Source organism: Nocardia sp. NPDC058658, from assembly GCF_042716665.1.
GTDB lineage: Bacteria > Actinomycetota > Actinomycetes > Mycobacteriales > Mycobacteriaceae > Nocardia.
Map to the genome: position 1 here is coordinate 136,438 of NZ_JBHXRR010000002.1, position 14,389 is coordinate 150,826.

The 14,389-nt window shown below is 68.3% G+C and carries 14 protein-coding genes; 8 read left to right on the forward strand and 6 right to left on the reverse strand.

Annotated features, from left to right (window positions below; genetic code table 11):
- The first annotated feature begins 116 nt into the window (after positions 1-116).
- Entirely contained in the window at positions 117-1,949 is a 1,833-nt protein-coding gene (locus ACFWUP_RS05895; RefSeq protein ID WP_379231203.1) for a protein kinase, read from the forward strand.
- Complete coding sequence (locus tag ACFWUP_RS05900; protein WP_379231205.1) at positions 1,949-3,250, forward strand: protein kinase; 1,302 nt, start codon at positions 1,949-1,951, stop codon at positions 3,248-3,250. The genes ACFWUP_RS05895 and ACFWUP_RS05900 overlap by 1 nt, the downstream gene beginning before the upstream one ends.
- On the opposite strand, the gene ACFWUP_RS05905 is transcribed toward ACFWUP_RS05900, so the two are convergent.
- Positions 3,232-4,074, reverse strand: a complete 843-nt coding sequence (locus ACFWUP_RS05905) for a GNAT family N-acetyltransferase (RefSeq protein WP_379231207.1) — start codon at positions 4,072-4,074, stop codon at positions 3,232-3,234. The genes ACFWUP_RS05900 and ACFWUP_RS05905 overlap by 19 nt on opposite strands.
- 53 nt (positions 4,075-4,127) lie before the next feature.
- A complete protein-coding gene (locus ACFWUP_RS05910) occupies positions 4,128-4,412 on the reverse strand; it encodes a hypothetical protein (protein ID WP_379231209.1) in 285 nt (94 codons plus the stop codon).
- Between the two features lie 256 nt (positions 4,413-4,668).
- On the opposite strand from ACFWUP_RS05910, the gene ACFWUP_RS05915 reads away from it, so the two are divergent.
- Complete coding sequence (locus ACFWUP_RS05915; protein ID WP_379231210.1) at positions 4,669-5,244, forward strand: hypothetical protein; 576 nt, start codon at positions 4,669-4,671, stop codon at positions 5,242-5,244.
- Between the two features lie 111 nt (positions 5,245-5,355).
- Here the strand turns inward: ACFWUP_RS05915 and ACFWUP_RS05920 are convergent, their stop codons facing one another.
- From ACFWUP_RS05920 to ACFWUP_RS05930, 3 genes are all read right to left on the reverse strand, one after another.
- Positions 5,356-6,483, reverse strand: a complete 1,128-nt coding sequence (locus tag ACFWUP_RS05920; RefSeq protein ID WP_379231212.1) for an acyl-CoA dehydrogenase family protein — start codon at positions 6,481-6,483, stop codon at positions 5,356-5,358.
- Positions 6,484-6,492: 9 nt separating this feature from the next.
- Positions 6,493-7,665: an acyl-CoA dehydrogenase family protein gene (locus ACFWUP_RS05925; protein WP_379231214.1), complete on the reverse strand. Its 1,173-nt coding sequence runs from the start codon at positions 7,663-7,665 to the stop codon at positions 6,493-6,495.
- Positions 7,666-7,814: 149 nt separating this feature from the next.
- Entirely contained in the window at positions 7,815-8,957 is a 1,143-nt protein-coding gene (locus ACFWUP_RS05930) for an RNA-guided endonuclease InsQ/TnpB family protein (RefSeq protein WP_379231215.1), read from the reverse strand.
- A gap of 168 nt (positions 8,958-9,125) precedes the next feature.
- Here ACFWUP_RS05930 and ACFWUP_RS05935 point away from each other — a divergent pair, with 168 nt between their 5' ends.
- A complete protein-coding gene (locus tag ACFWUP_RS05935) occupies positions 9,126-9,932 on the forward strand; it encodes a hypothetical protein (RefSeq protein WP_379231217.1) in 807 nt (268 codons plus the stop codon).
- 168 nt (positions 9,933-10,100) lie between these two features.
- Here the strand turns inward: ACFWUP_RS05935 and ACFWUP_RS05940 are convergent, their stop codons facing one another.
- A complete protein-coding gene (locus tag ACFWUP_RS05940; protein ID WP_379231219.1) occupies positions 10,101-11,015 on the reverse strand; it encodes an SMP-30/gluconolactonase/LRE family protein in 915 nt (304 codons plus the stop codon).
- A gap of 299 nt (positions 11,016-11,314) precedes the next feature.
- On the opposite strand from ACFWUP_RS05940, the gene ACFWUP_RS05945 reads away from it, so the two are divergent.
- Genes ACFWUP_RS05945 through ACFWUP_RS05960 form a run of 4 tightly spaced genes read left to right on the forward strand, consistent with a single transcriptional unit; the run spans position 11,315 to position 14,389 of the window.
- Complete coding sequence (locus ACFWUP_RS05945) at positions 11,315-11,920, forward strand: alpha/beta hydrolase (RefSeq protein WP_379231221.1); 606 nt, start codon at positions 11,315-11,317, stop codon at positions 11,918-11,920.
- 18 nt (positions 11,921-11,938) lie between these two features.
- Complete coding sequence (locus tag ACFWUP_RS05950; RefSeq protein ID WP_379231223.1) at positions 11,939-12,337, forward strand: hypothetical protein; 399 nt, start codon at positions 11,939-11,941, stop codon at positions 12,335-12,337.
- A complete protein-coding gene (locus ACFWUP_RS05955) occupies positions 12,330-13,688 on the forward strand; it encodes a WXG100 family type VII secretion target (RefSeq protein WP_379231225.1) in 1,359 nt (452 codons plus the stop codon). Before ACFWUP_RS05950 ends, ACFWUP_RS05955 begins: the two co-directional genes overlap by 8 nt.
- Positions 13,685-14,389 (forward strand): ESX secretion-associated protein EspG, encoded by a 705-nt coding sequence (locus ACFWUP_RS05960; RefSeq protein ID WP_379231227.1) that lies wholly within the window; start codon positions 13,685-13,687, stop codon positions 14,387-14,389. The genes ACFWUP_RS05955 and ACFWUP_RS05960 overlap by 4 nt, the downstream gene beginning before the upstream one ends.

Sequence of the window (14,389 nt, forward strand, 5' to 3'; positions counted from 1 at the left end):
AGCCGACTGATAAGGTTTCGTTGAATTTTCCCGTGGCGGGCAACCTCGGCCGCGGCTTTTATGCTGTACGCGCGTGCGCTGGTGGGTCCCGGCGCGCCGCGGGAAGTGGAGCAGACATGCTGGCCAACGGAGATGTCTTCGCCGGCTACGTCATCGAACGGCAGCTCGGCCGTGGTGGCATGGGTTCGGTCTATCTCGCCAAACATCCTCGCCTGCCGCGGATGACGGCGCTGAAACTGCTCAACCGCGAGATGTTCTTCGACGAGGAGGTGCGCGCGCGGTTCGAGCGCGAGGCCGATCTCGTGTCGCGCCTCGATCATCCGAACATCGTCACCGTCTACGACCGCGGCCACGACGACGAACAGCTGTGGATCTCCATGCAGTTCATCGACGGCGTCGATGCCGCCTCGGTGGATCCGCAGACGCTGCCGCCCGCCCGCGCGCTGCAGATCGTGAAGGAAACCGCCGACGCCCTCGACTACGCGCACGGCATGGGTGTGCTGCACCGCGACGTGAAACCGGCGAACATCCTGCTCGCCCGCTCGGGCGCGGGCCGTGGCGAACGGGTCTACCTCACCGACTTCGGCATCGCCCGATTGCGTGACGACACCGGCCATCTCACCCAGACCGGCACCTTCACCGCGACGCTGGCCTACGCCTCCCCCGAACAGCTCACCGGCGCCGCCCTCGACCACCGGTCCGACCAGTATTCCCTTGCCTGCGCGCTGTTCTGGCTGTTCACCGGCTCCGGACCGTTCGCCGCGACCAACCCGGCCGCGGTCATCCAGGGTCACCTGCAGCAACCGCCGCCGACGCTGAGCAGCATGCGGCCCGGCCTGTCCTACGCACTCGACGGCGTGCTCGCCAAGGCAATGGCCAAGCGGCCCGATGACCGGTTCGATTCCTGTTCGGATTTCGCCGCGGCCGCGATCGAGGCGTTGAACAGTCCGAGCGCGCCCGCGTTGCCGATCGTCGGGCCGCGACCGGGCACCGGTGGCGCGCACCCGATAGCCGGACGACCCACCACGGGTGGGGCGATTCCGCAGACCGGGCTGCCGTATCCCGTTGCGACACAGGGTCCGATGACCGGCGGTCCCATGGGTACGCAGAGTCCCCTGACCGGCGGCCAGATGGGCACCGCGCAGCGCCCGATGACCGCGGGTCCGATGGGCACCGCGCAAGGCCCGATGACCGCAGGTCCGATGGGCACCGCGCAAGGCCCGATGACCGGCGGCGCCCAGCGCCCCACGACCGGTGCCGCGCAGAATCCCTACACCCAGCAGTCGCGCCCGCAGCACCGATCCGCGCCGCGCCCACAGGATTTCGGCCAATACCCGCAGCGACCACCGTCGAAGTCGAACACCGGGCTGATCATCGGCATCGTCGTCGCGGTGGTGCTCGTGATCGCGCTCCTGATCGGCATCGGCGTCGCGGCCAGCGGTGACGACACCGGCGGCGGCAACCGCACAACGACAACGACCGCGGCAGCGGCCCCCGTCATCACCCCGAGCGCGGAGGCCATCAGCGCCGAGTTCGGCCGGATCGTGCCCGCGAGCACCGACGATTCCACCGGGTACAACGGAGCCACCTGCTGGCAGACCGACAGCAGCGATCCCCCGGAGCCCTCGGAGGGCGACCCGGATTTCGGCGCATGGGCGCACCTGTGGAGTTGCTTCGGCGGCGACAACGACGATCCGTTCTACCGGATCTACGCCTTCAACTCCGCCGCCGACGTCGAGGCGATGCTCGACGGCCTGCCGACCAACACCAAGTCCACCGACAGCAACGGCGGCAAGCAGTACACCAACTACAAGTACACCGACAACGGGAACAAGATCATCACGCAGTTCACCGGCGACCCCGACCGCGCCCAGTTCGTCATGTTCACCTACAACTACGACGACGCGGCCGAGTTGCTGCGCTGGTGGCGGACGGCTCCGCTGAACTGATGACGACGCAGACAGACGGCAGCGTTTTCGCCGGGTACACGATCGAGCGACTGCTCGGCCGTGGCGGCATGGGCTCGGTGTATCTGGCGCGCCATCCGCGCCTGCCCCGGCGCACCGCGATGAAGCTGCTGAACCGGGAGTTGTTCTTCGACAACGAGATCAGGGCCAGGTTCGAACGCGAGGCCGATCTCGTGGCGCAGCTGGATCACCCGAATATCGTCACCGTGTACGACCGGGGTGTCGAGAACGATCAGCTGTGGATCTCGATGCGCTTCATCGACGGTGCCGACGCGTCATCGCTGCCGTCTCCCGTCGACCCGGCCCGCGCGGTCCGCATCGTCGCCGAAACCGCTGCGGCACTGGACTTCGCGCACAGCAGAGGTGTGCTGCACCGCGACGTGAAGCCCGCCAATATCCTGATCGAACCGGTCGACGGTACCGAACGCGTCTACCTCACCGATTTCGGTATCGCCCGCCTGCACGACGACAATGCCGTCAAACTGACCCAGACCGGAACCTTCACGGCCACACTGGCTTTCGCCTCGCCGGAACAGCTCTCCGGCATCGCCCTCGACGGTCGCGCCGATCAGTATTCGTTGGCCTGCACCCTTTTCAGCCTGCTCACCGGCACCACCCCGTTCGACGCCACCAACCCTGTCGCGGTCATCCAGGGCCACCTCCAGCAACCCCCGCCCCGCGCGAGCACGCTGCGGTCGGGCATCACCCCGGCTCTGGACGCGGCCCTCGCTCGCGCCATGGCCAAACGCCCCGAAGAACGCTTCGCCTCCTGCACCGAGTTCACTTCGGCCGCACTGCAGGCACTGTCCGGTCACGCTGTCGCCCAACAGTTTCCCGGCGCGGCGCCGACCAGGACCTATCCGCCGAACTCGGCGTACACCCCTGGCGGCGGATACCCGGTAGCCGGTCCGGGCGGGCAAGCCTCTCGGCCGGGCGCAACGGACCAACCGTGGGCCGCGAGCCCGCCGCTGCCCGCGGGTTACCACCCACAATGGGCTCCCAACCAGCCGTGGCCCGCCGGGGCGTCGGAACGGCCCGCGCAGCACAACCCTTCGTGGCCCATTGGGTCGGCCCCGTACCAGCCGAGCGCGCTCGCTCAGCGCTCCCGTGAAGCCGCGCGAGCCAGGTCGACCGGCGAGCGCCCCTCGGTGCGCGATCAGTATCTCGGCAAGAAGCGGGAATCACGCTGGCAGGCCTCGCCGATCGGCTGGCTCGCGATGCTCGCGATCGTCGCGTTTCTCGGGTGGATCTTCTGGATCCTGTTCTACGTCCCGATGGGCTGATCGGTCAGCGCGTAGTGCACGAAGTCGCGGACCGGCTCGAAGCCGATGCGCTGGTAGATCTTGTTCGACGTCGGATTGGCCAGGTCGGTGAACAGGCAGGCATCGGCGCCTTCGGCCCGGATCCGGCTCGCGACCGTCGCCGTGAGCGCGCTGGCGAATCCGTTGCCCCGGAACCGCGGTGGCGTGTAGACCGGCCCGATCCTGGCCCAGCCGAACACCGCTGCGTGCCGGGCGACCAGCGTGACGGGCGTCGCGTCGTGCTCCCACAACCACGTGGTTCCGGCCTCGATGCGCTTGCGCACCGCCGCTTCGTCGAGGCGATGCGACACATCGGCCTCCACCCCGAACGCCTCGATCATCTCGATGACGAGGGCAACGTCGTCGACAACGGCCTGGCGGGGAGCGCCGACGGCCTCGGGCGTGGACAACTCGCCGAGACCGAACAGGCGGGTCGAGTACTTCTCACAGAAGGTACCGCCGCCGACCGCCGACCAATGTGCCGCGAAGGCAGCAGCATCGGCGTTGTCGCCTTCGACGCTGCGCAACACGATGCCATGGGCGAGGAAGGCATCGGCGACGGCCGAAATACTGTGTGCGGGTAGTTCTCCGAGGTAGACGGCGCCGTTCGTGCACTGGGCGATACCGACGACCACGCCCGCGCTGTCACGGACGCTCAGGAATTGCGTCTCCATCGCGCCGGACCTGCCGTTGATCCGGTTGACCAGGACCGTCGCGATCACCGTGTGGCGCAACGGGTCACGCCGCAGGAACGACTCGGTGTCGTTCAGCAGCCGGGCAGCGTCGGTGGTGATGTCGATGCGCACCACACCGACGGTAAGCCTTCACACCGGCGGCCGCATTCGAATTATGAGGTGTCTCAGGTTGTTTCGCGCGCTTCCCGATCGGTGCGCAGTTTCAATAGGATGAGTCCAGCCGTACAGGCCAGGATCAGCCCGGCGACGGTGATCTCCACGTGCAGGCCCGCGATACCGAGGCCCGCGCCGACGAGTCCGCCGACGAAGAACAGCCAGCCCATGATCCGCGCGACAACCGGGAAGGCGCCGGGCGGTTCCTGCTCGGCAACCGCCGAATCGGCGTTCGCCGCCGTGGCTTCCAGCCGGGGTGTCGAAGCGTCCAGCCGGGGTGTCGAGAGTGCTCCCATGAGATTCTCCTCGATGACGCCGATCAGATACTTGCACAGCGCAGACTTCGCGCGACAGGGGTTTCGTTCCGGGCGTCTCATGCGTAACTTTGCTCACACACGCTACGACTCGGTGACGCCGAGTGCGCGCGACACGTCCCCACGACACGCTGATTTGATCAATCCGATATCTGGACCAGCAATGTTTAAAATGCGCCGATTCGACCGACCTGCACTACTGTGAGGCGATCTCGAAGCCGACGAGGAGTAACAGGCGATGGATAACAGCAGGGCCAAGTTCGTAGGTCCGGCAGTCGCTGTTGGCGCGGTGTCGCTCGGACTGATCATCATCGGTGCGTGCGGTGTCGGACAGCAGGATGTCTACGTGCCGGCGCCGCCGTTGAGCGCGGATCTGGCCGCCGCGCCCGCGCGGGTGGCCGACGAAGCCACGTCGACGACGGTGCAGATCCCGATTCCGCCGTCACCGACCTGGCGGATCGCGCCGTACATGTCGCCGCGTAAACCGTTCAGCCTCAGCTCCACCGAGCCCTCCCCGTCGGAGACGCCCTCGCCGGGCGAACCAGCCCCAGAGCCCCCTCCTGGCGAGCCGACCACCGAAACCCGGCCCGCCGAGACGACACCTCGCCCGCCGGTGACCACCGAGGACGAGCCGACCACCACCCGGCCGCCGATCACCACAAGGCCCCCGATCACCACCCGGCCGATCCCGACGCGCACCGTCACCCCGCCGCACGTCAGCGAGGAGGAAACGGTGGAGCCCACTCACTCCCAGGACAACGCGACCGACCCGAGTCCCACGGTCATCGAGAACCCGCGCACCTACGAGGGCTGACGCGGCAACCGCCCGCCGAGACCACGCTGGGCGGACATTCTCTGGCGCAACGGTCGAGAATCTGACCGTGGCGACGGAAATTGTCCGCCCAGCGTGGCTCGAGCCGACCGACTACAGCTCGACCAGGTCGTAGTCGCCGATCCGATCGGCCAGCTCGCGCCGATGTTCCAGTGCCCCACCGAGCGTCTGCCCGATCGCGGTCAACCGCGCGACGTAGTGGCTCACCGGATACTCCGCGGTGACGCCGATGCCGCCGTGCATCTGGATCGCCTCCTGCCCGATGTGTTCGGCCGACTTGCCCACCTGCAACCGCGCCCGTGACGCGACCGCCGGATCGTTGCCGCCGTCGGCCAGCGCGGCCGTGGCGTACAGGCTCATGCTGCGGGCCAGTTCCAGCGAGACGTAGCAGTCCGCCGCCCGCTGGGTGAGTACCTGGAACTTCGACAGCGTGACCCCGAACTGCTTGCGGGTCTTGAGGTATTCGGTGGTCAGCGTGAGCGCGACCTCCATCGCGCCCACCGATTCCGCGCACAGGGCCGCCTGCGCGTAGTTCTGGGTCTGCGCGATATGCGCGGCCGCGTCGGCGTTGTCACCGAGCAGTTCGCCGGCGGCGTTGTCGAGATCGAACTGGGCGGCGCGCAGCCCGTCGAAGGTCCGATACGTTCGCCGTTGCACCCCATCCTGATTCGGGTCGACCAGGAACAGCCCGGTCCCGCCGTCGGGCAGCGCCGCGCTCACGATCAGCTCGTCGGCCACATCGCCGCGCGGCACCGGATTCTTCACGCCGGTCAGCGCGTACTTGTCGCCCTTGGCCACCGCGGTGGTGGTCAGCTCGGTGGACGGCCAGCGGATGCCGGGTTCGGTGTGGGCGAAGGCGAGCAGCGTCGTGCCTTCGGACAGCGCGGGCAGCAATCGCCCGCGCTGCTCGGCACTGCCCGCCAAGCGCAGCAGTTCGGCGGGGATCACCACCGAGTCGAGCACCGGCTCCTTGGCCAGCGCGCGACCGAGCTCCTCCTGCACCAGCATCGCCTCGACCGGGCCCGCGCCGACGCCGCCGTCGTCCTCGGGAATGGTCAGCCCGAGTACGCCCAGGTCGGCGAGCTGCTTCCAGACCGTGCGACTCCAGCCCGGGTCGGTGTCGCCCACCTTCGTGAGGGCTTCGCCGTCGTAGAACCGGTGCAGCAGTTCGCGCACGGTGTCACGCAGCATCGTCTGTTCTTCGGTCAGTGCGAGTTCCATGTCAGCGCCTCACAATCCGAGGATCGTGGAGGAAATGATCGAGCGCTGAACTTCGCTCGAGCCTCCGTAGATGGTCACCTTGCGGTAGTTCAGGTAGCCGGGGCCGGTGTGCTGGGCCCACGCGGGTGAGGCGATGTTCTCGGCGTCGACGGGCAGCGAGTCGGCTCCGGCGATGTCGAGGAGCAGTTCGGTGGCTGCCTGCTGCAACTCGGTGCCCTTCAACTTCAGCACCGAGGAGGCCGGATTCGGCTTGCCGGCAACCGAATTGGAGACCACGCGCAGCTGGGTGAGTTCCAGGGCGAGCAGTTCGTTCTCCAGCTCGGCGACCCGTGCCGCGAACACCGGATCCTCGAGCAGCGTGCCGCGACCGGTCTTGGTCTGACGGGCGTAGTCCTTGGCCAGGCCGAGCTTGACCTTGGTCTTGCCGACGCCGGTGATGGAGGTGCGTTCGTTGCCGAGCAGGTACTTGGCGTAGGTCCAGCCCTGGTTCTCCTCGCCGACGAGCTGATCGGCGGGCACCCGGACGTTCTCGAAGAACACCTCGTTGACCTCGTAGCTGCCGTCGATCAGCTTGATCGGGCGCATGGTCACACCGGGCGAGCGCACGTCGAAGAGCAGGAAGGAGATGCCCGCCTGCTTCTTCGGCGCGTTCGGGTCGGTGCGCACGAGGCAGAAGATCCAGTCGGCGTACTGGCCGAGTGTGGTCCAGATCTTCTGGCCGTTCACGATGTAGGAGTCACCGTCGCGTACCGCCGTGGTGCGCAGCGAGGCGAGGTCCGAACCCGCGTCGGGCTCGGAAAAGCCCTGGCACCACCAGATGTCGAGCGCGGCGGTGGGCGGCAGGAAGCGCTGCTTGAGTTCCTCGGAACCGAACTGCGCGATCACCGGGCCCACCATCGAGGCGTTGAACGTGAGCGGCTCCGGCACCGAGGCCAGCTGCATCTCGTCGAGCCACAGGTGGCGCTGCATCGGCGTCCAGTCCTTGCCGCCCCACGCAGGCGGCCAGTTCGGCACACACAGACCGTTGTCATTGAGGATCTTGTTCGCCGTGACGATGTCCTCGCGGGACAGATCCTCGCCGTGTTTCACCCGGTCGCGGATGTCGGCGGGGATCTCGGTCGTGTAGAAATGCCGGAGCTCGTCGCGGAAGGCGACCTCTTCAGGGGACAGGGCTAACTTCATAGGGATCTCCCATCGGGATCTCGGTGGCCTAGAGGTGACGGAAAAGAACTCATACGGGTCTCCCATTGACATCCTCCCGGCCCCGAGAGACCGGGAATCCCTGCCTCACGACAGAGAATTCCTGTTTCACCGATAGTCGCCTTCCCGCGTCAACCGCGGGACGGTCTCACACCATCTCCGCAGGCGAGCACCGCAAGCCCTGCGGCACGTATATTGATGGCCGCGTTCACATCCCGGTCATGGAGAATGCCGCACCGGCACCTCCATTCCCTGACACGCAACGGCAACTCGCCTGCAATCCGTCCACAGGCCGAACACGTTTTCGACGACGGATAGAACCGATCAATCACGACCACAGTACGCCCGTACCAGGCAGCCTTGTACTCCACCATCGACCGGAACTGTGACCAACCGGCATCCGAGATCGCCCGCGCCAACGAGCGATTTCGAACCATGTTCCGCACACTCAGATCCTCGATGGCAATCACTTGGTTCTCGCGTACCAACCGAGTCGACAGTTTGTGCAGATGATCGCGGCGGCGATCCGCGATCCGCGCATGAACACGAGCCACCTTCAGCCGGGCCTTCGCTCGATTCGCCGAACCCTTCCGTTTCCTCGACAGCTCCCGCGCCGCCTTCGCCAAATGGGCCCGGTCGCGCTTCTCGTGGCGAGGATTGTGAACCTTCTCCCCGGTCGAGAATGTGTACAGCGACGTGATCCCCGCGTCCACGCCCACCGTCGTATCTGTCCGCGCATGGTCAACGACGGTCGCTTCCACCAGGATCGACACGAAGTAACGCCCGGCCGCGTCCCTGGACACGGTGACCTGAGAGGGCACCGCCCCTTCGGGCAGCGGCCGAGACCACACGATGTCGAGCGGTTCGGACTGTTTCGCCAGCTTCACCCGCCCGTCGCGGTAGGTGAAGCAGTTCGAGAAGTAAGTGGCCGACTCTGTCGACTTACCCTTCTTCTTGAACTTCGGATAAGCGGACTGCTTTCGCCAGAACTTGTCGAAAGCTCCCTGCAAATGACGCAGCGTTGCCTGCAACGGCCCCTTGGACGGCTCGGCCAGCCAACCTGTCTCAGGGTCGCGCTTCCACGCGGTGAGCATCTTGTCCGTCTCCGCGTGCGAGACCCGACGCTGCTCCACCGCCCACGCGCGGGAACGCTCGGCGAGAGCCCGGTTGTACACATAGCGGACGCACCCGAAGGTCCGCGCAAGCTGCTCCGCCTGCTCGCCGGTAGGGTAGAAGCGGTACCTGTATGCGCGTCTCACCACCGTGGCGGCCATCGTGACAAATTATCAGGCCGCGCTGTCATGATCGACCAATTGCGCTGAATCCAGCCCGTACACCGTCGCCCGCCAACCCGGCGCGTGCTCGGCGACCGTTGCGACGACCTGGTACGTTCCAAGACGAACCGGACTATCCGGCGACGAGCATCCACCGAGGAGTTACGGGTGAACGGCAGATCCATCGCAGGTAAAGCGGCGGCGATCACCGCGGCCGGTCTCGGCGCACTGGCGCTGCTGGCACCGAGCGCGACTGCGACACCGGTGGACGACGCGATCAACCACCTCACCCACCTCGCGGGCGAGGACGCCTCGACGAAGGCCGGTGTCGGTGCGATCGCCAGCTTCACGAAAATCGTCGGCGCCGACACCCTGCGTGACATCTCGACGCAGTTCACCCCCTTCACCTACGCGGCCCCCACCTTCGGCTGCGGCAGCAACGGACCGATCACCACGATCATCGCCGCGGCCTCGTTCGAGGGGCCGGGCCCGCGCACCGACACCAGCATGATGCCGGGCGACATCCGCTTCAGCGCGAGCCCGCGCCACACCGGTGTCCCCCTGGCCTCGGGCCTGAATGTCGCCTGGGTCAACGTCAACAACGGTCAGAGCGGCATCGTCGGCCTCGACGATCAGACCGAATTCAACCTGCCGTCGCTGTCGAAGACCGTGCAGAGCGGCGCGGGCACGGTGGTCGCCTCCATGTGGGGAACCATCGACTACGCGGGCGCGCGCTGCGTGATGACGCCGACCGTCGGCACGTTCGTTGTGCCCGATCTGCCGGTCGTGGTCCCCGAAGCTCCCGCGGCTCCGCCCGCTCCCGAACCGCAGGCCGTGAACCCCGGCTCGGGCGAATCCGCCTCTGGCACACCGACATCACGGGCCCCCGCCGCTGCGGCCCCGGCCGAAACGCCGCAGCCTGCCCCCACGTCCGCTCGCCCGGCCCCGCCGGCAGCGACCAATGTCGGCGGCTGATTCACCGAGCTGATGTATGCCGGTCCCCGAGCGGATGGACGCGCCTGCGTAGAACGAGATGGACTGGCGTAATCGTACAATTCGTCGCCGATTAATCAGAAAACTGATTTTCGAGCGACGTTTTGGACGATTACGCCGGTCTGCCGACCCAGTGGGCCACTGCGGAACTCAGCTGATCGGCCGGATACGCAGAACCGTGCCTTCTTCGGACCCGGCGAGCAGCGCGGACGGGTCGGACGGGTCGGCGACGACGGCGGTCAGCGGCGTGGTGGAGACGACGATGCAGGCGGTGCCGGTGGTCGGGTTGACGCGGACGAGGTGTCCGGCCAGCGTGGTCACGTAGAGGGCGCCGTCGCGCACGACCAGGTCGTCGACGAAATCGGGCAGCGCGCCGAACGAAGTCAGGTCGGCGACGGTGGTCACGGCCGCCGGGTTGGTGCGCGACAGTCGCAGCACCCGACCCACCGGGCCCTCGCTCCCGGCGAAGTTCGCGGTGACGTAGACCGAATCACCCGACACCGCAATGCCGTTGGGGCCGTCGATATCGACGGCCGACCACCAGTCCATGTCCTCGCTGCCGTCGCTGCGCAGCCGGTGCAGGCCGTTGCCGGTTGTCACATACAGATTGCCCTCGGCGTCGAACGCCGCGCCGTTCGGATGCGGGAACCCGGTCGCGAAGGCGACGGGGGTGGGGTTCGCGGCCGCGGGGTCGAAGCGGACGATGCCGCCGGAACCGGCCAGCGGTGAGTTGCCGGTGACCACATAGAGCAGGCCGTCGGGGCCGAGCCGGACCGCGCCGGGTGAAGGCACGGCGACGGTGGCGGTCAGTCGACCGTCGCGGTCGTAGCGTTGCACCTCGCCGCGCATGACCCGGGAAACCCACAGGTCACCCTTGGCGTCGATGCCGAAATTCTCCGACCAGTCCAGCAGCGGCACACTCGATCTGATCGCGACATCCTGGCGGGCCGGACCGCACGAGGCCAGCGGCGCGGCCCCCGCGACGGCACCGGAACCGAGCGACGCGCAGCTCACGACAGCCGCGCCGACCACGACACGGACGACGCCACGGCCCAACGACAACATCTGCAACCCTCGACTCTGTTGACCGGTTCGACGCGCGAAGTCTAACGGCTGCGGGCCCGCCGTGGGCAACACATGTCACCTGCGGTTGCGATCACGGCGTATCACGTACTAGTGCTGTCTCCCATGACAATTCATCGGGCCGCGCCGGGCCTTCGGTGGCCGTCGTCCGATGGCTCGCATCGAGTTGCACCAGCGCGGCGGCCAGGTGCGCAGTCGGTGGCTCGCGTCGCACGGAGGCTCCGAACACCTGCGGCTCCGGGCCGCACAACGGGCTTCGCGTTCTGCGGTGATAATCGGCTGTGCCCTTCTTCGGAACCGAACGCGGACAACTGCACTGCCGCCGGTGGGCCGTCGACCGACCCGCGGCGCGGGTGGCGCTGCTGCCGGGAACCGGTCAGCACAGCGGGCACTACCACCGGTTCGCCGCGGCGCTGCGGCCCGCGGGGATCGAGTTGTGGACCCTCGACACCTCGGGGCAGGGACTGAGCGAAGGCGATCCCGACGCGCCGGGCACCATCGACGAGCTGACCGCCGACGCGCGCGGATTTCTCGAACTCGTCCGAGCCGATCACACTGGCGCGCCGGTGTTGATGGGTCACTCCCTCGGCGCGGTGACCGCACTGAACCTCGCGCGCGAAAACCCTTCCGACCTGGCCGGACTCATCGTTTGCGGCACCCCACGCCGGGCCGCCGACATCACCGTGGACCCTGGTCTGGAGGTCCTCGCGGTGCACGGTGTGGACGACCGGCGGGCACCCATCGATGTAATCCGGCTATGGACACAGCGGCACCGATCGGTAGATTTGCGCGAGTACGCCGACGCCGGACACGACCTGTTGCACGAACCGGTGCAGCACCGCGTGGCGGCCGATATCGCGGAGTGGGTACTCGCCGCGGTGCGATGAACGACGAAGGGGGAACCGGTGCAACCGAATCGAACGGGGCTGCCGAATACGGCGGCCCTCGGCCGAGCCGTCGACGAGGGCGGGCTGTGGATCGACGGGGTGCTCGTCGCCGACGGCGCGCCCGAACGGTGCGCGCTGCGCTACGAGCGCCTGGCCGAGGAAGTCGACGCCCAGGTGCGCGCGCTGAGCCAGACCGCGGTCATTCCCGGTTTCGGCGGGCTCGACTCGGGCGCTGCCCTGCGCACCGGCTTCGAGACCAAGGCGATCGCGGCGCTCGACGAACTGCGTGCCTACGCGAGCACCGCGCGCGAGTTGGCCGCGGTGTTCCGCGCCGCCGGGGCGAGCTACCGAGAGGCCGATCAGGCACTGGCGGGCGCGGTGGGCGCGATCGAGGTTCCCGGAGGCGGCGATGCGTAGTCTTTCCGGGCGTACCGACGCGGACTTCGTGTCCGTCGTCGAAGTTTTCGACAACCTCACTCACGCCGAAATACACAGTGCGGTAAGGCAACTCGATCCCGCTGCGCTGGCGAGTGCCGGCGAGACGTTCCTGACCACCGCGACCGGTCTCGGTGACGGAGTGGAGATCGCGCACGGTGAGATCCGGGCCGCGATCGCCGACGGCTGGCGCGGTGCGGCCGCCCAGCAGGCCTCGGACACGGTGCGCGATTTCGAGCAGGCGGGTCGGCGGATCGCCGACGTGCTGACGGCGGTCGGTGTACGGCTCAGCCAGGCCAGCGATGCGGCTGAGTCCGTTCGCGCCGCTGTCGCGGAACCGACTGGGGCACAGCCTGATCCGGCTGCCGCTCTGCTCGACTCCGAGCAGGCCGCCAACAACGCCACGATGGCTCGCGAAGCCGAGAACGCGCGACTCGATGCGGTGCAGGCGATGGAGACCATCTACGTCGGCGCCTTCCTGCCGACCGGGTCGGGCGTGCCCGCCTTCACCGGAGTCGCCGCCGAGACAGGGACCGCGCCTGCCGGTGCAGCTCCGTCGGGCACCGTGCCGTCTGCTGGAACTCCGCAGTCGACCGCATCTGCGGCCATCGCCTCGGCGGCCACACCGGCGACCACGGCCGCTGCCACGATGCCCGCCGGATCGACGGCGATCGTCAGCGCGGGCACGACGGCTGTGCCGAGCAGCGGTGCATCCGCAGCCATCGGAAACGCCACGGCCCCTGGTGTTTCCGCCAACGCGACAACCCCGGCCACTACAGCTCCCGCCGCGACGCCGACCCCCGGCCAGCCGCTGACCAGCGCCGGCGCCGCCCCGGCAGCGACCACCGGGACTTCGTCTGGCGCAGTGCCCACGGGCAACCGACCCCGTCTTGCGGCGAAAGCTGAACAGACGCAGACCCGTCCAACCCCGGTGGATACCAGTGCGACCAGCAGCGCGGCAGCCGACACCGGCGCGGGCAGCGCCTCCTCGGCCGCCGGCCAGGACAGCAGCACTTCGACCGAGCCCGCCGGCGACGGGCGGCAGGAGCGTGACGCCACGGTGTCCGGCGGTGAGGCCGCGGCGGGGATGGGTGCGGGCGCTGTCGGCGGAATGATGGGTGGGGCGATCGCCGCCGCCGATCAGGCACGGCCGGCCAATGGGCCTCGGCCCGCGCCGCAGGCGGAGGAGCCCGAGGACGAGGACGACGAGTTCCTGCGATACCTCGAGGACGAGCCGACCTACCTCGAGCCCGCCGACGAGGTGAACGCGCTGATCGGCAAGATGGAGCCGACCAGTCCCGCCGTGCTCGGTGAGTGGACCGAACGGGAGTGAACTGGCATTTCACCCCGGACCAGTTCGCGCTGACCTGGGCCCGCACCGACGGCGACCGGATCCCCTATCCGCTCGCCGTCCGTGCGTCCGCGCGCGACACCGTCGAGCGCGCCGCCCAGCAACCCGCGCTCGACGCCTGGTGCGCGCGCACCCTCGACGCCGACCTCGCGGCCGCCCTGCGCGTACTGGCGAAGCCGGAGATCCGGGTCGAGGTCTGCGGCCACGCACCCGCCCCGGTGCGGATGCTCGGTGCGGTCACCACCGACGTCGCGGTTCTCGCGGTACAGGACCCCGGCAGCGCACCCGACCGCGGCGGCCAGGTCCACGTACAGGTAGGCAGCACGAAACGCCTTGCCGCCCAGATCTTCTCCCGCCTCCCACCCCAACCCCCAGGCCTCGTCCCCCGCATCACCGCCCCCGCGACCCGCGTCGAAGAAGACAGCCGAGACCTGGTCACCGCCCCCGTAGCGGGCCCTTCCGACGCCGCCCGCATCCGCCGGCTCCTCCAACGCCCCCGCACCGGCATCGGCCAGATCCTCGTAGCCGCAGGCACCGACCCGAAACCCGCGGGCGTGCTGTCCTGGATCGACCTGTCCGGCGACGGCCGCTACCTCGTCCACGCCAGCCGCCACATAGACATCACCCCCGCCACCCCCGATTCCGCCGTCGAATGGCTACGCCGCCTACTCCGCAGCGCCTGA